Consider the following 19,060-nt stretch of genomic DNA (forward strand, 5'->3'; position numbering starts at 1 on the left):
GGTGACAGATCGCTTACTGGCGGTAGGACTTGAGGAAGCCGCCAATGCGTCCGATGGCCATCTCCAGGTCATCGACACGGGGCAGGGTCACGACGCGGAAGTGGTCTGGCCATGGCCAGTTGAAAGCGGTGCCTTGAACCACCAGCAGCTTCTCGGAGAGCAGCAGGTCGAGGACGAATTTTTCGTCGTTATGGATCGGGCAGACCTTGGGGTCGATCCGCGGGAATGCATACAGCGCCCCCATCGGCTTGACGCAGCTCACGCCCGGAATGTCGTTGAGCAACTCCCAGGTGCGGTTGCGTTGCTCCAACAGGCGGCCCTGGGGCAGCACCAGGTCATTGATGCTCTGATAGCCACCCAGGGCGGTCTGGATCGCATGCTGGCTCGGCACGTTGGCACACAGGCGCATGTTCGCCAGCATGTCGATGCCTTCGATGTAGCTCTGGGCATGGTGTTTCGGGCCGGAGATGGCGATCCAGCCGGAACGGAAACCGGCCACGCGATAGGACTTGGACAGGCCGTTGAAGGTCAGGCAGAGCAGGTCCGGCGCCAGGGAGGCGGTGCAGATGTGCACGGCGTCATCGTAGAGGATCTTGTCGTAGATCTCGTCGGAGAACACCACCAGATTGTGCTGGCGAGCCAGTTCCAGCATGCCCAGCAGGACTTCTTTGGAGTACACCGCGCCGGTCGGGTTGTTCGGGTTGATGATCACCAGGGCCTTGGTGTTCGGGGTGATCTTGGCCTTGATGTCGGCCAGGTCTGGCCACCAGTTGGCTTGCTCGTCGCACAGGTAATGCACCGGGTTACCGCCCGATAGGCTCACCGCTGCGGTCCACAACGGATAGTCCGGCGCTGGCACCAGCACTTCGTCGCCGTTGTTGAGCAGGGCCTGCATCGACATCACGATCAGTTCGGAAACGCCGTTGCCCAGGTAGATGTCTTCAATGCCGACGCCTTCCACCTGCTTTTGCTGGTAGTACTGCATGACGGCCTTGCGCGCACTGAACAGGCCCTTGGAATCGCTGTAGCCCTGGGCGGTCGGCAGGTTGCGGATTACGTCCTGGAGGATTTCATCCGGTGCTTCGAAACCAAAGGGCGCCGGGTTGCCGATGTTCAGCTTGAGGATGCGATGGCCTTCCTCTTCCAGGCGCTTGGCGTGCTTGAGCACCGGGCCGCGAATGTCGTAGCAGACGTTGGCGAGCTTGTTCGATTTGCTGACCTGCATGGCGATGTGTTCCCGAAAATGAACGATCCAGACGGCGTTTGGGCAGCCGTGCTGGGAATCCTGCGTATTCACACAGGCCTGACGCCTTGAGATGCAGCACCCATATTTCCGTTTGAATGCGCGTGGTCTGGCTGCCAGACTGGCGTTTGACGAGGCGCAATCATACGTGCCGCCCGATCCGTGGAAAAGGTACAGATCGGGCTTTTTCAGCCGCTGAGGTGTGATGATGGAAAAGTTGGAAAAAACCCTGGAAGAATGGAAGGCGATGCTCGACCCGGAGCAGTACAACGTGTGCCGCCTCAAAGGCACCGAACGACCGTTTTCCGGCAAGTACAACGCCACCAAGACCGACGGTATCTACCACTGCATCTGCTGTAACGAGCCGCTGTTCGACTCCAAAACCAAGTTCGACTCGGGTTGCGGCTGGCCGAGCTTCTACGCGCCGATCGGCGACAGCGCCATGACCGAAATCCGTGATGTCAGCCACGGCATGATCCGCACCGAAGTGGTCTGCGCCAAATGCGACGCGCACCTGGGGCACGTTTTTCCCGACGGCCCGCCGCCAACGGGCCTGCGCTATTGCATCAATTCAGTGTGCCTGGACCTCGTGCCGCGCGTGTAATGCGAGCCCTGTAGGAGCGAGCCTGCTCGCGATGGTCGTCAACGATAACGCGGGAAGCCTGGTGCCCCGAGTTGTTCTCTGGTCCATCGCGAGCAAGCTCGCTCCTACAGTGGATTGGCGTTCGATAATTTAAATTGCACACAATTCAATTGCTCGCTATTTTGTTATCTCTTCCATTCAATCGGAACCTCAAACATGAGCGACAACCTGCTGAGCATTCCTTGCACCACGATCAAGGGTGAGCAAAAGACTCTGGCGGATTTCGCCGGCAAAGCCGTGTTGGTGGTCAACACGGCCAGCAAGTGCGGTTTCACTCCGCAGTACAAAGGCCTGGAAGAGCTGTGGCAGACCTACAAGGACCAGGGCCTGGTGGTGCTCGGCTTTCCCTGCAACCAGTTCGGCAATCAAGAGCCGGGCAATGAAGGGGCGATCTCCGAGTTCTGCGAGCTGAACTTCGGTGTCAGCTTCCCGCTGTTCAAAAAGATCGACGTCAATGGTGCCGATGCCCATCCGCTGTTCGTGCAATTGAAAAAGCGCGCACCGGGGGTGCTGGGTTCCCAGGGCATCAAGTGGAACTTCACCAAGTTCCTGATCGGCAAGGACGGGCAACTGGTCAAGCGCTTCGCTCCGGCGACCAAGCCGCAGGACCTGACCCGCGAGATCGAAGCCCTGCTCAAATGAACACCTTGTCAGTCGATTCCCTGAAGCTCGACAGCCAGTTGTGCTTCAAGCTGTACGCGGCATCCCGGGCGGTGATTCGCGGCTACAAGCCAATGCTCGATCAGTTGGGCCTGACTTACCCTCAGTACTTGGCGATGCTGGTTTTATGGGAGTGGCAGGAAGCGACCCCGGAGCAACCGACCGTCAAGGCATTGGGCGAGCGTTTGGCTCTGGATTCCGGCACGCTGACACCCTTGCTCAAGCGCTTGGAACAACTGCAACTGGTGCAGCGTCAGCGTTCGGCGCGCGATGAACGTGAAGTGCACCTGAGCCTGTCGCCAGCCGGCACGGCCTTGCGCGAACAGGTTGGGCCACTCAAGGCGCGCCTGTTGTGCGACAGCGGGGTCGATCTGAATCGTCTCAACGAATTGCGCGATGGCCTCGATCACCTGTTGGGGCAGATCAAGGCGCTGTCATAGCGGGGATCCACAGGTCCAGCAGGGCGGCCAGTTCTTCGCGCCGGAAGGGTTTGGCCAAGTAGTCGCTCATGCCCGCGGCACGACAGCGTTCACGCTCCTCCGACATGGCGTTGGCCGTCAGGGCAACGATGGGCAGTTGGGGCCAGCGTCCGCTGCGGCGGATTTGCCGGCTGGCTTCATAGCCGTCCATTACCGGCATGTTGCAGTCCATCAGCACCAGGTCGAAATCCCGTTGCTCGAGTTGATCCAGTGCCTCGCCACCATGAGCGGCGGTGGTGACCTCGCAGCCGAGTTTGCCGAGCATGCCCTTGGCCACCAACTGGTTGACCGGGTTGTCTTCCACTAACAGCACGCGCCCGCGACGTTGCGGGCATTGTGTGTCGAGTCGAGCCTCGTTGACCGGTTGGGTTTGCGGTTGCAGGATCCTGCGCAACGTTTGAAGTAGCATACTGCGGGCCAAAGGGCGGGCCTGCTGTTGCAAGGGGGCGAGTGCGTTGACCTCTTCGCTGGGCATGAAGTTGCCATACGCGGTGATCAGCAGGATTGGCGCGCTGAGGGTGGGGCGCAAACTGAACAGGCATTCGGGGCAGTCGGTGATGAGCACGTCGGCTGCCAGGCCAAGCAATGGGTCATCCATGGAACGCCGTTCATAGTCCAGCCCCCAGACAGGCAACAGGCTGTTCAACAGTTCCCCCAGTCCGCTGCTGGCGGCCGTGATGGCAATGACTTTGCCCCTGAGCGAAACAGCTGGCATTGCACGGGTATGGCTGGGTAATGGCAACTCCGCGCAGAACTGGCTGCCAAAACCCGCCTCGGAGCTGATGGTCAGACGCCCCTGCATGGCTTCGCAAAGGTTATAGGTCAGGGCCAGGCCCAGCCCGGTGCCGCCAAATTGACGGGTAATGCCGGCACCGGCCTGGGTGAAAGGCTGGAGGATCTTGACCTGCGCCTCCTGAGGGATGCCGATGCCGGTGTCGCAGACTTCGATTCTGACGCCGTCGCCAAACGTCGACAGGCGTACGTCTACCCGCCCGAAACGGGTGAACTTGAGGGCGTTGGACAGCAGGTTACTGACGATCTGCCGCACCCGGGTCGGATCGCCGAGCACCAGTGCCGGGAAATGCGGATCGATCAGGCAGGTCAGTTCGACGCTGGGGGCGGCGTTCTGCGACAACAGGTTGGCGGTGTCTTCGATCAGCGAACCCAGGTCGAAGGGGATGTGTTCGAGTTCGAGTTGGCCGGCATCGAACTTCGACAAATCGAGAATATCGTTGAGCAATTCCACCAGCACTTTGCCCGAATCATGGGCGATCGACAGTTGCTGCTGTTGTTCGGCATTGAGCGGTCCGTCGAGGGATAGCGCGATCATCCCGAGCAAGCCATTGAGGGGCGTGCGGATTTCATGGCTCATGTTGGCCAGGAACACCGAGCGGGCTTCGGCCATGTCCAGTGCTGTGCTGCGGGCGGCTTCCAGTTCCTCGTTGGATTGGCTCAGCCGGTCGTTGATCGCCTTGAGTTCGGCAGTGCGGGCCGAGACGATGTTTTCCAGTTGGCCAAGATATTCGGTCAGGCGGTTTTCCGCATTGCGCCGCTGCTGGATTTCGGTGGCGATGTTCCTGAATTGCTGGTTGGCAGCCTTGACCAGCACGCCGATCTCATCATTGGCGTGCCCGGCGGGACACTCCAGCGAGGTCGCCTCGGTGCTGCTCGGGTCGCGACCGCTGAGTTCACGGATGACCCTCACCAGGGGTTTGGTCAGCATCACATAGAACAGCGCCAGCAGGATGCCGGACAGCAGCAGGCTGCGGGCGAAGCCATTGAGCAGGGTCACTTCGGCCCGGCGCAGGAACCGGTTGCCGAAGGAGTAAGTATCGACTTTCAGCCGTAGCGTACCCAGGGATTCGTTGGGTAAATTATCCAGGTAAAGCCGGTCTTCGAACTGTCGGCTGGCGCCGAACAGGAAGTCACTGAGCATCCGGTAACCGTTTTCCACACCGGGTCGCTTGACGTTGGCCAGCACGGTGCCGTTGTTGTCGATCAGCTTTGCGCTAATGATCGCTGGCGAGCGCAGCAGGCCCAGGGTCAGTTCCTTGGCGAGTTCGGCGTCGATGTTGTAGGCGATTCGCGAGGCCGGGTTGTGGCTGATTTCCAGCAATGAAAGGATTTCACGATTGATGGAGGCGTCTTCACTGGCATAATCGATGCCTATTTGCAGCAGGCTGAGCAGCGTGCCCAGAATGAAACCGACCAGCACGGTAAGCCGGGCTTGCTTGAATGACAGCCGGTTGGTGAATTTGATGTCCATGGGGGGGTGAACCACTTCCGTTTCCTTTCGCTGCTCAAGCATAGTCGATCATGCCTGCCTGCTGATGTTCTAGCGAGGGCTGTACCGCGGGGGTAGCCGCTTGTGTGACGCTGTGTTTCGTCGCTGTATCACCATCATTACTGTGAACGTGCCCGAGGAGAAGTCGTGGATTCCCGATTGAATGCTTTTCTTGAACGCGCTGATGCCGTTCTGGCCCGTATCGAGCCGTTGCTGCCGGCGCCACGGCCAGCCATCGACTGGACGCAATGCCTGGCCGCGCGCTGGCAGCGTGAGTCGCGCGGCGGTTATCTGATGCCGCTGGAGGTCAGCCTCGACATGCGTTTGTCGGACCTGATCGGCGTCGACCGGCAAGTCGAGCAGCTTGGGCGCAATACCCGGCAATTCCTTGACGGCATGCCAGCCAACCATGCCTTGCTCTGGGGCTCGCGCGGCACCGGCAAGTCGTCGCTGGTGCGCGCCTTGTTGGCCGAACACGCTCACGCCGGTTTGCGCTTGATCGAGATTGAACGTGATCACCTGGCAGACCTGCCGCGGGTGGTCGAACAGATCGGCAAACTGCCCCAGCGTTTCGTGCTGTTTTGCGATGATCTCTCGTTCGAGTCGGGCGAGGGGGATTACCGAGTGCTCAAGAGCGTCCTTGATGGCTCCCTGGAACAGGCGCCGGACAACGTTTTGTTGTACGCCACGTCCAACCGTCGCCACCTGGTGCCGGAAAAGGAAAGTGACAACGAAAACTGGAAACGGGTCGACGGCGAACTGCATCCGAGTGAGGCGGTGGAAGACAAGATCGCACTGTCGGACCGCTTCGGCCTGTGGCTGTCGTTCTATCCGTTTACCCAGGAACACTTCCTCGACGTCGTCGAGCACTGGATCGGCCAGTTGGCCGGCAAGGCCGGACTGGCGTGGCAGCGCACCGAAGAACTGGACATTCTGGCGGTACGTTGGGCCACCGGCCGAGGCAACCGCAATGGGCGTTGCGCCTATCAATTTGCCCGTTACTGGGTCGGGCTGAAACTGTTGGAGCACAAGGCATGATCGATTTACAAAAGAGCGGCCAGGGCCTCGAAGGCTACGGCATGCTACACGCGCAGCTGGAATCATTGCTGGCGGACGAGCGGGACTTCATCGCCAATGCCGCACAGTTCTCGGCGTTTCTGTTCAATCAACTCGATGATTTGAACTGGGCCGGTTTTTACCTCAACCGTAATGAAGAACTGGTGCTGGGCCCGTTTCAGGGGCAGATCGCTTGCGTGCGGATTCCGTTCGGTCGTGGCGTTTGCGGGGCGGCGGCAGCCACCCTGCAGACTCAACGAGTCGAAGATGTGCACGCTTTTCCCGGTCACATTGCTTGCGACAGCGCCTCGAACAGCGAACTGGTGGTGCCGTTGGTCAAGGACGGCCGATTGATCGGTGTGCTCGACCTCGACAGTCCGAAACTCGCGCGCTTCACCGCGCAGGACCAGGCTGGAATCGAACAGCTGGCGGCGATTTTCCTGCGCCTGACCGACTGCTGATCAAGACGCCAGGCCGGCCTTGGTCAGCAGGCCCGACGCGTCCACCGTATCGATCTGCCCGGGGTCGAGGAAGCGCCTGGCGTACTGCAAATAGATCTGTGCCTTGATGAACAGCCCGAACAGCTGCGGGTCGATGTGGGCATCACGGCACATGAACGCCATGATGCCCAGCGCCTCGCTTAAGGTCTTGGCTTTTTTGTAGGGGCGGTCGGCGGCCGTCAACGCTTCGAAAATATCGGCAATCGCCATCATCCGCGCCGGCAAGCTCATTTCTTCTCGCTTCAAGCGTTTCGGATACCCGGTGCCGTCCATTTTTTCGTGGTGCCCGCCGGCTATTTCCGCGACGCTGCGCAAGTGCTCGGGGAACGGCAGATGGTTGAGCATCAGTATCGTCTGAACGATGTGGTTATTGATGACATACCGCTCCTCGCTCGTCAGGGTGCCCCGGACAATGCTCAGGTTGTACAACTCGCCCCGGTTGTATTTGTGGGGCGGAACGTCGAGCTTGAAGCCCAGGGGATTGTCTTGCGGTATCACTTCGTTTTCGCTGCGTTCGAACAGGTGCTCGGGTTTGTCCGCCAGTAACGGTTCGCTGACGGGCAGGTTGGGGGCGGGCGTTCGGGCCTGACGCCGGTTTTCTTCCCAGGACACGCCCAGCCGGTCATCCAGGGTCCGGGTCCAGGTTCGTTCAGCCAGGCGGCGCAGGCGTTGCAGGTCAGCGTCGGCCATGGCTTCGCCGCCGAGGTTGCAGCGGGCAACGAAGGCGAAATCATCATCGAGTCCGGCCAGGCTGGCATTGCGCAGTTCCGCCAACGGTTGCTCGTCACCGCCCAAGGCAATGCCCCGCCAGTAGCTGATCCAGGCATCGCACTTGAGTACCTCGAAGCGGGTACGGATTTCGTGGATACGATCGGTCAGGGTTTCCAGCTTCGTGGCTTTGTCGACGACATATTCCGGGGTGGTGACCTTGCCGCAATCGTGCAGCCAGGCGGCGATGTGCAGTGCCTCCCATTCATCTTCGGTCGGCTGATAGGCGCTGAAGGCGGGCTCCTGGCTCGCTGCCGCCGCTTGGGCGAGCATCAGGGTCAGTTCCGGCACGCGCTGGCAATGGCCGCCGGTGTAGGGGCTTTTGGCGTCGATGGCGCCGGCCAGCAGTTGAATGAAGGCGTCCAGCAGCTGTTTTTGCCGGGCTTGCAGGCGCTGGCTTTCGATGCACACGGCAGCCGCGCCGGACACCGCCTGGAGAAACGCAATGCGGTCCGGCCGCAGCTTGTCCAGATCGCTCTGCTCGCCGCTGTCGGCCAAGAGCAACACCAGCAGACCCACGGTTTCGTTGTGGCGATTGTGCAGGCGGATCCCGATCAGATGGACCCGAGGACTTTCCAGCGCGAGCAGGATTTTCTGCAGATCACCCGCCTGCTCGAACCCCAGGTTGCTGACGACATTGTCGACGTTGGCCAACTGGTGCAGCCATGGGGGGCTTTGCGGGTTCTCGAGCGAGTGTCCGCGGATGTCGAAGTCTTGCAGGTTCTCGGCGGTGTTATTGATGACCAGTCCGTGGGGTTTCATGTGCTGGCCATCACCTTCGCGCAGATAGATCAGGCCGGCCTGGGCCTGGCCGATTTTCACGGTTTCAAACAACACCCGTTCCAGCAGCGGGGCGAAACGGGTTTCGGCGCTGAGGCTGTCAGTGATCTGGAAGAAGCTCGCCAGGGTGTCTTTCATTCGTGCCATCGACACACTCAACTGGTCGACTTCGAGCACCGGCGAGCGACGGGAAAGCGGAAAATTGAAATCGAAACTGCGAATCGCATCGGCCTCCTGCACCAGGGCGCGCAAGGGTTTGACCAGGATTCTTGATGTCAGCCAACCCAACGGCACGCATAACAGCAAGGTTGCCAGGGTAATCAGCGCACCCTGCCAGCGCATCCGGTAAGCGTCGACGAGCAACTCGTCTTCCGGTACCAGCAGCGCCAATTGCAGGCCTTGGGGGCCGCCTTCCTGCATGCGGCTGCGGGCCACGATCCACTGCCGGCCGTTGGCGTTCAGGCGACTGCCCTGAGGGGGACTATTGAGCAACGCGTCCAGGCCGGGGCTCAGGTCCGCCGCCTTGACCAGGCGGGACGTCTGATCATCGATGATCAGCTTGCGGCTGTCGGGGTAGGCAATGGCATTGCCTTCGGCATCGAACAGCACGATTTCGGTACTGGGGGTCACGACGTGCTTGGCCAGGGTCGCGCTGAGTTCGGCCAGAGTCAGGTCGGCGGCCAGGATTGCCTTGTCGCCGCTGCGTCGTGCCAGCGTCGTGCCGATGTTGTGGGTGGAAAAGAAGATATAGGGTTCGGTCGTGATCTGGTCGTTGTCGCCGCGGGCGCTGGTAAACCAGGCGCGGTTGCGTGGGTCGTACGTGTCGTTCAGGTTGTCCTGACGGCTGACAAGTGCCAGGCTCCGGTCGAAAAACAACGACTGGGAGTGGGGCTGGCCGTTGCTGTCGTGCTCGATGCTCCAGACTTGGAAAACCGCCGTGTCCGGAGCCTTGACCAGGGCTTTGACCTCCGGGGTGCGCAGCGGGCGGACCATGAAAAAGTCACCATTGTCGTAGCCCAGGTACAGTGAAGCCAGGTTGGGGTTGTCCTCGAGTGACTGGCTGAACGGTTCGAGCAGTGCCAGGCGCTGTTCCAGATCAGGGGACTGGCCCGCCGGATTGAGTGCCAGCAGGCTCAACAGATGACGAATGGGGTCATAGGTCGCGTGCAGGTCCAGGCGGACATCCTGCTCAATGCGGTTGAAGAGTTTTTCGCTGCTGGACAAGATGATCTGTGTGGTTTGCCGGTAGTTGAAAAGCCCAAGCACCGCCCCGGTCAGCAACAGCAAAAAGGTGAACATCACGCTGATATGGACATGCAGCGGAAACCGACGTGGATCCGTGCGCAGTGGGTCAGGCATTGCGGGTTTCTCCATGATGGTCAACACACCGCTGAGGGACCAAGCATAGTTAAGGCTCTGGCAGTTTGCCTTCGTCGTAATGCTCGATCTGACGTAGCAACGCGTCCTCCAGTTCGAGCATGGTGCGCTCCATGGATTTGCAGCATCCGGCCACTTTTTCGCGATCGGAATCCTCATGACAGGCGGCTTCGAGTGCCTCGCAGCGGTCGATCAGTCGGGAGGCTTGTACTATCCGGGCTGCGCCTTTGATTTTGTGGGCAATGTCCTGCAGCGCTTGCGTATCCCCAGAGCTGGATAGCGACAGCAGCGTTGGCAAATCCTGGCGGTTGCTGTTCACCAACTCGTTCAGCAATCGTCGGTTCAATTTCGGGTTGCCCCCGGTCAGCAGTTTCAACCCGTGAAGGCTGAACGCCGGGGCTACATGGGTTGGTTCAATGCCTTGCACCCATTGACTCAAGGCTCCGAGGCTGAGGGGTTTGAACAGGCAGTCGTCCATTCCAGCCTGTTTGCAGCGTTGTATTTCTTCCGGTTGGGCGTTGGCGGTAAAGCCGAGAACGGTGCAGGGAGGACGATGGAGTTGTCGCTCATGCTGGCGAATGGCACGGGCAAGCTCATAACCGTTCATGACCGGCATGTTGCAATCGGCGATCACCAGATCAAAAGGCTGGTCCTTCCATGCCTCCAATCCCTCCTGTCCATCGGCCGCGACGGTAAATCGATGCCCAAGAAACTCCAGTTGCTGGCACGTGAGCAATCGATTGGCCGAGTGATCGTCGACTACCAGAACATTCAATGGGGTTGTGGCGACGACGACCTGGGTTTCGACCGCACGGGCCGACTGTTGCAGCGGCAACGTTTCCAGCTGCAGCAACACCTCCACTTGGGTACCGATGCCCGGCTCGCTGCGCAATTGCAGGCTGCCGCCCATCATCTCGCAGAGATTGCGACTGATCACCAGCCCCAGCCCTGCGCCTCCCCTGGCCGATTGCATGGCGTGGTCGGCCTGAGCGAAGGGTTCGAACAGGCGTTGTTGATCCTGTTCGCTGATCCCGATACCACTGTCGTGAACCTGCACCCGCATCTGCACATGCTCAGGTTGCGTTGCCGGGTGCAGGTCGACAATGACCCGGACCTGGCCTTGCTCGGTAAACTTGATGGCATTGCTGATCAGGTTGGACAGCACCTGTTTGAAGCGCAATGGGTCCAGCAACACATCGAAGGTCGGGTTCGCCGATGAAAACTCCAGCAGCAGCTCGAGTTCCTTCTGTCGGGCCAGACCTTCGAAAATCCGCACGACCGAGGTCACAAGTTCACCCGGATCAACCCGCTCCGGAGTCAGGCTCAAGCGTCCTGATTCGATTCTGGCGATGTCGAGAATGTCGCCGATCAATTCCAGCAACCCATTCGCCGAGTTGTACGCGACATCGATGGCCGGACGCTCCGGGTGCTGATGATCAAGACGCTTGAGTGTCAGTTCAAGCATGCCGATGATTGCATTCATCGGCGTGCGGATCTCATGGCTCATCGTGGCCAAAAACGTGCTTTTGGCCCGGTTGGCGTTATCGGCGCGTTCTTTCGCGCAACGCAGATCGTCGAGCAGTTGCCGCCGTTCGCTGATGTCGATCCAGCCACCGATAATGCCTTGCACTTTTGCGCTGGAATCCCGATAGGGAAGAATCCAGTGATAGATCGTCAGCCGCCGGCCACCAATGTGCAGCTCGCGATCGACGATCAACGGTCTGCCCTCGGCCACTACGCGCTGGTAGTCGGCCTGGTACTCCCGGGCTTCGAACACATTGCTCATCGATCCCTGCATGACGCTTTTGCCAATGACATCTTCACGCCGGGCGCAGAACGCTTGCAGGTAACTGTCGTTGCAACTTTGCAGCAGCCCCTGGCGATCACGTACGTAGATCGGATGGGGCGTGCCATTGACCAGCGATCGCATGAACTCGAACTGGTCGTTCAGCGCACGCTCGGCGGCCTTGCGCTGCTTGATCTGGCGTCGCATGTAGTCGTTCCACGCAATGGAAATCAGCAATAACACGCCGGCACCGATGACGATTTGGTAGAACAGTCTTTGATAGTTGCGCCAGGTGCTTTGCGAGGACGCTGAATAGCCGCGCCAGCGACTGTTGATGATGCCCAGTTCTTCCGGCGAGATGCTCAGCAATGCCTTGTCGAGAATGGCGTTCAGCTCTTTGGCGCCCCGAGCGGTGGCAAGGGAAAACGCTGCCTGCTCGGTGCCGATGGTGGTGCTGATTTGCAATGTGTGCTCGAACAGCCGCGAGGAAATAAAGTAATTGGCAATGACCAGTGAGTTCACCGCGCCCTCTGCCTGGCCTTCGGCGAGCAACTCCACGGCGCTGAAGGTGTCCGGGGTTTCGATCAAATTGATTCGGGGAAACTCTCTGCGCAGGTAATCGATGATTGGATTGCCGCGGGCAATGGCCAGGCGCTTGTCCTGTAGCTGCGCGAGGTTGGTCGAGCTGTCGGCGGCCTTGCGGGTCAGCAGGACGTAGGAATTTTCCAGAAAGGGGCGGGTAAAGTTCAGCTGGGTTTGACGTTCGGCACTGGGGAGCAACGCGGCGATCACATCTACCTTGTTGTCCTTGATCTGTTTGATCATCTCGTCATCGCTTCGACTGCTCCGGATATCGAAGCGCAAGCCGGTACGCAGCCTGATAAGCTCAAGCAAATCTGCGGTGACCCCGCGAAAATTGCCATTGCTATCGAAAAATGTCAGTGGCGCAAAGGCTTCGTTGACGACAACGCGCACAATCGGGTGGTGGCTCAGCCAGCGTTCTTCGCGGTCAGTGAGTTGCAGCTTTTGATCGGTCAGCAGAATGTCGCTACCGGCGCTCCAGCGTTTGGCGATGTTTTCTCGTTCACTGGAGGGGATGGCCGTGATCATGGAGTTGATGATGCCGAGCAGCTCAGGGTTGTTCCGGTTGACGGCGAAGCTGAAACCAAAGGCTTCATGTTTGCCGAAGTTGGCCATGCGGATGTTGTTCAGATACCCCTTGTTGATCATGTAGTGAGTTGAAATGGTGTCACCGAGAAACACGTCCGCCTGATCGAAAGCAACGGCATTGATCGCATTCTGATAGGACGGATAAGACGTGATGATCGCCTTCGGATACAACGCCTTGACTTCCGCCAGCGGCAAGTAGTGATACACCATGCTAAGGCGCAATCCGGCCAGGCCATCGGTGAGGGATCGTGTTTCCCCTTCGCGGGTGACCAATACGGGTTGGTCGACGGCATAGGGTATGGACAGTGCAATGTCGGCGTTGCCAGCTTCGAATCCATTGGCGGTGCCGAGCAGATCGACTTCGCCATTTTCCAGCGCAGAGATCGCGGCCCCTCGGGAATCGAAACGCTGAACCGTGACGGGCAGACCGGTTACTTTTTCCAGGAGACCGGCGTAATCGGCGGTAAAACCTTCATAGTCCTGACCACTGGTGGTCAGGTCGAATGGGGGATAGTCCGGGGCCGACGTACCGAGCGTCAGTTGGTTTTTTTGTTTGATCCATTGTCGCTGGGATTCATCCAGCCGAACCTCCAGCGCTCCGACCTTCGAGCGGCTGAGCAGCGTGTAGTTTTCATTGCCCGGTGCCCCGAACAACGAGGTGCTCACGCATAGACCTGCGGTCAATTGAATCAGATAGACCTTCAAACGTCTGGGCATCCAGGTTCTCACACGAGTGCGTTACGTTTTGCCATCTCGATCAGTTCAACCAGGGATTTGGCTTTGAGTTTCTGCATGAGGCGCTTTTTGTAGGTGCTCACGGTCTTGTTGCTCAGAAACATGCCCTTGGCTATTTCCTTGTTTGTGCGGCCTTGGGCAAAAAGTTGCAAGACCATCAGTTCCCGGTCGTTTACGGATTTGAACAGTTCCAGTTCCATGCAGCGTGTTTCATCTCCGCGGATGGGGTTCAAAGCCTCGCTCGGAAAATAGTTGTAACCTGCAAATACCGCTTTTATGGCGCTGACCAGTTCACTGATGTCCTCCTGTTTGCAGACATAGCCCGATGCACCCGATTGCATGCAACGAATTCCGAAAAGTGTCGGGCATTGTGCTGTCAGTACCAGGGTTTTAAGAGGGGTGCTCATTGCATTGAATCGGGATAGCACTTCCAGGCCATCCAGTTTTGGAATGCTGATGTCGAGAATGACCAGGTCCGGCATGCATTCGCGAACCATCTGCATGGCATCGACCCCATTGTCAGTTTCGCCGACGACTTTGTAACCTTCATGTTCCAGTAACATTCGAACGGCAAGGCGGATAACCGGGTGATCGTCGACAATAAAAACGGAGTTCATAATCAAGTCCCATGCGAGCTCAAATAAAGCGCGCACCATAGCTCAGATGCTTGGAGGGACGCATGAACTGACCAGTCTGTAGCAGCAATATAGGAAAAATCCTACAGATGAAAAAGAATGGGACTACGTATTAACTAGGTTTCTTATTAGGAAGGCTGAAAGAAGTCCAGCATGCGGGTGTGCTTTAAATGGAAGTTGTTTGTAAGCTTTTCAATGTATGTTTGTCAGTTTTTATATGTTTTTTTCTATAGTGGTGCTGAGGTCAACAAGTCTCTAAATTCAGATTGTTTCAGTGGTTTTATCAAATAACCCAATAATGGCAGCCCCTGTTCAGAGGCCGTTTTTTCAAGCTCATCCAGTTCAGATGTCGTCAGGCTACTGAGAATGATCGCCTGCCTGATCAACCCTCGCTGGCTGGCGAACCGGACCAGATCGAGTCCCGTCAGGTCGGGCAGGCATTGATCGCATAAAAGGATGTCGAACGGTTGGTCGGCCCCGAGCAGTTGCAGCAGGGCGCCTTTGGCGCTGTCGGTGGTCGTCAGTCGGGTGAAGCCATAACTTTCCAGCAGGCATTGAGTGGCTATCAGTTGGAAGGGATGGTCTTCCACCACGAGGATGCGTAGATCGTCTTCGGCCATGGCGCGCACTTCATCTGTCGAACGGAAGGGAGGGCGATTGTTCCGCGAGAGTACCGGGCAAGCGATCAGTTTGCTCGCCATGTGCTGTAGGGCAATTCGACGAAACTTGAGTGCAGTTGGATGCTGAAGGGGGTATCAGCCATAACGAATGCCGTAATGGCTGATCAATCGATACACCTCAGTGCCTGGCGCGGCCGGTCATTTCCAAGGCCATGTCACTGGCATAGCTGTCGGTCATGCCGGCGATGAAATCAATCATGCGCAAAAACGAAGTGTGCAACGGGCCGTGAGGATCGGGTGCATTGTTGCTCAGCAGGTCAAGGATGCGGCGGCTCTTGAACGACGGCGTACGCCCATTGTGCTGCTCCAGCGCGGCACCGCAAAAGGCGTTGAGCAGGATTTCCAGCGTGGTGTAGGCGCCGATCTCATGCAGGGTCTTGCGCTTGTCCTGGAAGATTTTCTTGCGGGCCATGTCCTTGGCATTGAGCACGCAACGCTTGGCGGGACCGTGCATGTGTTCCACCAGATCGCCGGGCAGTGTACCGGCCAGCAGCGCATCCTGTTGCTCGACGAAGGCGCGGGCCGCAGCATTGGTCAAGTGCTCGATGGCTTTACCGCGCAGGATAGCCAGTTTGCGTCGGCGCGAATCGTCGGGACCGAGCTGGCGATAGGTCTCCGGTAAGTCATCGCCCACCAGGCCCAACAGCAGGGATTCGACTTCGGCGTATTCCAGCAACTCCATTTCCAGGCCGTCTTCCAGGTCGATCAGCGCATAGCAGATGTCGTCGGCGGCCTCCATCAGGTACACCAGCGGGTGCCGCGCCCAGCGTTGCTCCTCCAGTTGTGGCAGGCCGAGTTTTTGGGCGATCTGCTCCAGCAGTGGCAGCTCGCTCTGATAACAGCCGAACTTGTGTTTCTTGTAGCCCAGCGAGTCGGCGTGCCTGGCTGTCCATGGATACTTCAGGTACGTGCCCAGCGTTGCATAGGTCAGGCGGGTGCCGCCGTCGAACTGGTGATACTCAAGTTGGGTGAGTACCCGAAAGCCTTGGGCATTGCCTTCGAAATTCAGGAAGTCATTGCGCTCGGCTTCACTCATTGCATCCAGCCAGCCACGGCCGGCGGCTTGCTGGAACCAATGGCGGATCGCGTCTTCACCGGAATGGCCGAACGGCGGGTTGCCGATGTCGTGTGCCAGGCAGGCCGATTGCACCACCATCCCCAGATCGCTGGGTTCGCACCATTCGGGCAGGGTCCTGCGGATGGTTTCGCCGACGCGCATGCCCAGTGAGCGACCCACACAACTGACTTCCAGCGAGTGGGTCAGGCGCGTATGAATGTGATCGTTGCTGGACACCGGATGGACCTGGGTCTTGCGCCCGAGACGGCGGAAAGCTCCCGAGAAAATGATGCGGTCGTGGTCTTTGTGAAAAGGGCTGCGGCCGAGTTCTTCCGGGCTGTGCAAAGGTTTTCCGAGGCGTTCGCGGGTAAGCAGGGTATGCCAATCCAAGGCGGGTCACTCCGTCAGGTGTCTGATGGCCTAGCTTCCCGTTTCGCGCCATGACCTGCAAGCGGAACTACAACCCGGCGGCGTTGATATCGAGGCCTCCTTGCAAGATCATTTTCTGGAGGGTGCCTGTTGACCGGGTAGGCGCACAGGATTGCACCCCTCGATAGAGGAGCGCATCCCGTCGACTTTGCAAGCATGCAGCCAGAAAGAAACTGATCAGTCTTTGCGCGAAGAGCCTTGCATGATCAGTTTGATTAGCGGCCCCAGTGTGGTGCCGAGGCGGATCAGCCGGGTCAGACTGCTGAGGCCACCCCCGTTTTTCGCACCCTTGCCGGTCAGAAAGCCCAGCAAGGTGACGGCGGCCACGCCCCAGAGTGGAGCGTGCTTGATGCCGAAGCCGTCCTGCAGGTTTTGCGTCATCCCGCGCACCCGTTGCAAGGGCTGCAGCAGTTGCGAGGATTCGTGGCGGATTTCCTGGCGGTGCATTTCCATGCGCAGGCGGATCAGGGCCTTGCGCATTTCCGTGCGTGAGCTGTTTTGTGGCAATTCAGGCAGGTTCATGGCAGCAGGCGCTCCCGATCGTTGGCCAGCTCTTCCAGGGTGCCATGGAAGGGCGAGGACTCATCGAAAATCGCCGCTCTCAAGCGCATTCCACAGAATATGGCGGCGAGGGAGTAGAACACACAGAGCCCGATGATGGCGGTCAGGCGATACGTGTCCCAGAACACGATAAGCACCAGCGTCGACAGCCCCACCAACAGCAGCAACGCAAACACCAGCGCCAGGCCCGCAAACAGCAAGAGGCTGACGGTGCGGGCTTTTTGTTCCTGCAGTTCGATGCCGAACAGCTCGACATGGCTGTGCAGCAACCCAAGGAAGGCAGCACCCAGGCGCCGCGATGAGGAGCTGGTTCCCGTCACGGACGGGCCGGATTCGCCGATCGACATATCAGCGCCGGCTGGCCAGCAGGCCGATCAGGAAACCCACGCCGGCCGCGATCCCGACGGATTGCCAAGGGTTGGCCTGGACATAGTCTTCCGTGGCGGTGACAGCAGCCTTGCCGCGTTCGCGCAGGGAGTCTTCGGTCAGCTTCAGGGTTTCACGGGCACGCAAGAGACTTTCATGGATCTGCTCGCGCAACTCGTCGGCCTGATCGCCGGCCAGGGTCGCGGTGTGCTCCAGCAAGCGTTCGGTGTCACTGACCAGTGTCTGAAAGTCGTTCATCAGGATTTCTTGAGCAGTCTTTGCCTGGGGGCGGGCCATGGTGGATCTCCTTAAGTGGCTTTCTGATGCGTTCGAGTATGAGCCTTCGGCGAAGGTTCAGTACAAATGACTGGTACAACTTTTGCTGAGTCGTGGTGCGCCGGTCCGCACCATTGCGCTATTGCCGGGCATGATTTCAGTAAAACCGTAGGACCAACAATCAAAAACTCGCGTAAACGTCCGGGGCGCGTTTTTCCTGGACGGCGTCCGTGCGCCAAAGTGGTTCAACGAGATCAGTGCGCTGATGTCTTGAAGCTGCAACTTGGTGCATGGCCAGTCATCGCGAACTGCTTTGGTGCTTTTTTCTGCCATAAGGTCTGCCCATCCCATGGAAAACCTGCAAAGCGCTGTGGACACCCTGGTCCATAGCTCCAACACGCTGTTCATTCTGATCGGTGCGGTCATGGTTCTGGCCATGCACGCCGGTTTCGCCTTTCTCGAAGTCGGAACCGTGCGACAGAAAAACCAGGTCAATGCGTTGTCGAAAATCCTCAGCGACTTCGCCGTTTCGACACTGGCCTACTTCTTTATAGGCTATTGGATTTCCTATGGCGTGACGTTCATGCAACCAGCGGCGGTGCTCAATGCCGACCATGGTTATGGCCTGGTGAAGTTTTTCTTCCTGCTGACCTTTGCCGCGGCGATCCCGGCGATCATTTCCGGCGGCATCGCCGAGCGCGCCCGGTTTGTTCCCCAGTTGTGTGCAACCGCATTGATCGTCGCGTTCATCTATCCGTTCTTCGAAGGCATTGTCTGGAACGGCAACCTGGGTCTGCAAGCCTGGTTGCTGGAGCGCTTTGGCGCCGGTTTCCATGACTTCGCAGGATCGGTGGTGGTGCATGCCATGGGCGGTTGGCTGGCACTGGCGGCGGTGTTGTTGCTCGGACCGCGTAATGGCCGCTATCGCGACGGTCGGCTGGTCGCGTTCGCGCCATCGAGCATTCCGTTTCTGGCACTGGGCTCGTGGATCCTGATTGTTGGCTGGTTCGGCTTCAACGTCATGAGCGCGCAAACCCTGCAAGGTGCCAGCGGACTGGTGGCGGTGAATTCGTTGATGGCCATGGTTGGCGGTACGGTGGCGGCGCTGATTGTCGGGCGCAATGACCCCGGCTTTCTGCACAACGGCCCGTTGGCGGGGCTCGTGGCAATCTGTGCCGGTTCCGACCTGATGCATCCTGTGGGGGCGCTGGTCACCGGTGCCGTCGCGGGGACGCTGTTTGTCTGGTGCTTTACCGCGGCCCAAGGCAAATGGCACATCGACGATGTGTTGGGTGTGTGGCCATTGCATGGTTTGTGCGGCGTGTGGGGGGGCATCGCCTGCGGCATTTTCGGCCAGACCGCTTTGGGCGGGTTGGGCGGGGTCAGCCTGATCAGCCAGTTGATCGGCACTGCGCTGGGCATCACTGTGGCACTGGCCGGCGGGTTTGCGGTGTATGGCGTGATCAAGGCGCTGCATGGATTGCGCCTGAGTCAGGAAGAAGAGTATTACGGCGCGGACCTGTCGATCCACAAGATCGGCGCCGTGAGCCAGGACTGACTCAGGTCTTTTCATGG

The 19,060-nt window shown here is 58.9% G+C and carries 16 protein-coding genes; 6 read left to right on the plus strand and 10 right to left on the minus strand.

Annotated elements, in window-relative coordinates:
- Window positions 1-13: 13 nt before the first annotated feature.
- Entirely contained in the window at window positions 14-1,225 is a 1,212-nt protein-coding gene (locus ABIE16_RS03900) for a pyridoxal phosphate-dependent aminotransferase (RefSeq protein WP_007973513.1), read from the minus strand.
- 226 nt (window positions 1,226-1,451) lie between these two features.
- Here ABIE16_RS03900 and msrB point away from each other — a divergent pair, with 226 nt between their 5' ends.
- The 3 genes from msrB (at window position 1,452) to ABIE16_RS03915 (ending at window position 2,986) form a co-directional block, all read left to right on the plus strand.
- Window positions 1,452-1,847: a peptide-methionine (R)-S-oxide reductase MsrB gene (gene msrB, locus ABIE16_RS03905; RefSeq protein ID WP_057716578.1), complete on the plus strand. Its 396-nt coding sequence runs from the start codon at window positions 1,452-1,454 to the stop codon at window positions 1,845-1,847.
- A 195-nt stretch (window positions 1,848-2,042) separates the two neighbouring features.
- A complete protein-coding gene (locus tag ABIE16_RS03910) occupies window positions 2,043-2,528 on the plus strand; it encodes a glutathione peroxidase (protein WP_429520593.1) in 486 nt (161 codons plus the stop codon).
- A complete protein-coding gene (locus ABIE16_RS03915) occupies window positions 2,525-2,986 on the plus strand; it encodes a MarR family winged helix-turn-helix transcriptional regulator (RefSeq protein WP_057713825.1) in 462 nt (153 codons plus the stop codon). The genes ABIE16_RS03910 and ABIE16_RS03915 overlap by 4 nt, the downstream gene beginning before the upstream one ends.
- Here ABIE16_RS03915 and ABIE16_RS03920 read toward each other — a convergent pair.
- The gene (locus ABIE16_RS03920) at window positions 2,970-5,333 is read right to left on the minus strand and encodes a hybrid sensor histidine kinase/response regulator (RefSeq protein WP_422775620.1); all 2,364 of its coding nucleotides are present in this window, start codon (window positions 5,331-5,333) and stop codon (window positions 2,970-2,972) included. The genes ABIE16_RS03915 and ABIE16_RS03920 overlap by 17 nt on opposite strands.
- 123 nt (window positions 5,334-5,456) lie before the next feature.
- Here ABIE16_RS03920 and ABIE16_RS03925 point away from each other — a divergent pair, with 123 nt between their 5' ends.
- Window positions 5,457-6,347 (plus strand): ATP-binding protein, encoded by an 891-nt coding sequence (locus ABIE16_RS03925; protein WP_057713827.1) that lies wholly within the window; start codon window positions 5,457-5,459, stop codon window positions 6,345-6,347.
- Window positions 6,344-6,826, plus strand: a complete 483-nt coding sequence (locus ABIE16_RS03930; protein ID WP_057713828.1) for a GAF domain-containing protein — start codon at window positions 6,344-6,346, stop codon at window positions 6,824-6,826. Before ABIE16_RS03925 ends, ABIE16_RS03930 begins: the two co-directional genes overlap by 4 nt.
- Here ABIE16_RS03930 and ABIE16_RS03935 read toward each other — a convergent pair whose 3' ends face one another.
- The 8 genes from ABIE16_RS03935 to ABIE16_RS03970 form a co-directional block, all read right to left on the minus strand.
- The gene (locus ABIE16_RS03935) at window positions 6,827-9,772 is read right to left on the minus strand and encodes an HD domain-containing phosphohydrolase (RefSeq protein WP_218494467.1); all 2,946 of its coding nucleotides are present in this window, start codon (window positions 9,770-9,772) and stop codon (window positions 6,827-6,829) included.
- A gap of 49 nt (window positions 9,773-9,821) precedes the next feature.
- The gene (locus tag ABIE16_RS03940) at window positions 9,822-13,463 is read right to left on the minus strand and encodes a transporter substrate-binding domain-containing protein (RefSeq protein ID WP_349734919.1); all 3,642 of its coding nucleotides are present in this window, start codon (window positions 13,461-13,463) and stop codon (window positions 9,822-9,824) included.
- Window positions 13,464-13,471: 8 nt separating this feature from the next.
- Window positions 13,472-14,098 (minus strand): response regulator transcription factor, encoded by a 627-nt coding sequence (locus ABIE16_RS03945; protein ID WP_057713831.1) that lies wholly within the window; start codon window positions 14,096-14,098, stop codon window positions 13,472-13,474.
- Window positions 14,099-14,343: 245 nt separating this feature from the next.
- Window positions 14,344-14,736 carry a response regulator gene (locus ABIE16_RS03950; RefSeq protein ID WP_057713832.1) on the minus strand — a complete coding sequence of 131 codons (393 nt, stop codon included), beginning with the start codon at window positions 14,734-14,736 and terminating at the stop codon, window positions 14,344-14,346.
- Between the two features lie 178 nt (window positions 14,737-14,914).
- On the minus strand, window positions 14,915-16,243 hold the full coding sequence (locus tag ABIE16_RS03955) for a deoxyguanosinetriphosphate triphosphohydrolase (RefSeq protein ID WP_218494469.1): 1,329 nt from the start codon (window positions 16,241-16,243) through the stop codon (window positions 14,915-14,917).
- 216 nt (window positions 16,244-16,459) lie between these two features.
- Complete coding sequence (locus ABIE16_RS03960; protein ID WP_057713834.1) at window positions 16,460-16,804, minus strand: hypothetical protein; 345 nt, start codon at window positions 16,802-16,804, stop codon at window positions 16,460-16,462.
- Window positions 16,801-17,190, minus strand: coding sequence for a phage holin family protein (locus ABIE16_RS03965; RefSeq protein ID WP_057713835.1), 390 nt, complete (start codon window positions 17,188-17,190; stop codon window positions 16,801-16,803). The genes ABIE16_RS03960 and ABIE16_RS03965 overlap by 4 nt, the downstream gene beginning before the upstream one ends.
- Window position 17,191: 1 nt before the next feature.
- Window positions 17,192-17,506 (minus strand): DUF883 family protein, encoded by a 315-nt coding sequence (locus tag ABIE16_RS03970; protein WP_057713836.1) that lies wholly within the window; start codon window positions 17,504-17,506, stop codon window positions 17,192-17,194.
- Window positions 17,507-17,834: 328 nt separating this feature from the next.
- Here ABIE16_RS03970 and ABIE16_RS03975 point away from each other — a divergent pair, with 328 nt between their 5' ends.
- Window positions 17,835-19,043, plus strand: coding sequence for an ammonium transporter (locus ABIE16_RS03975; protein WP_429520594.1), 1,209 nt, complete (start codon window positions 17,835-17,837; stop codon window positions 19,041-19,043).
- Window positions 19,044-19,060: the final 17 nt, after the last annotated feature.

The organism is Pseudomonas sp. 2725 (assembly GCF_050434585.1).
GTDB lineage: Bacteria > Pseudomonadota > Gammaproteobacteria > Pseudomonadales > Pseudomonadaceae > Aquipseudomonas > Aquipseudomonas jessenii.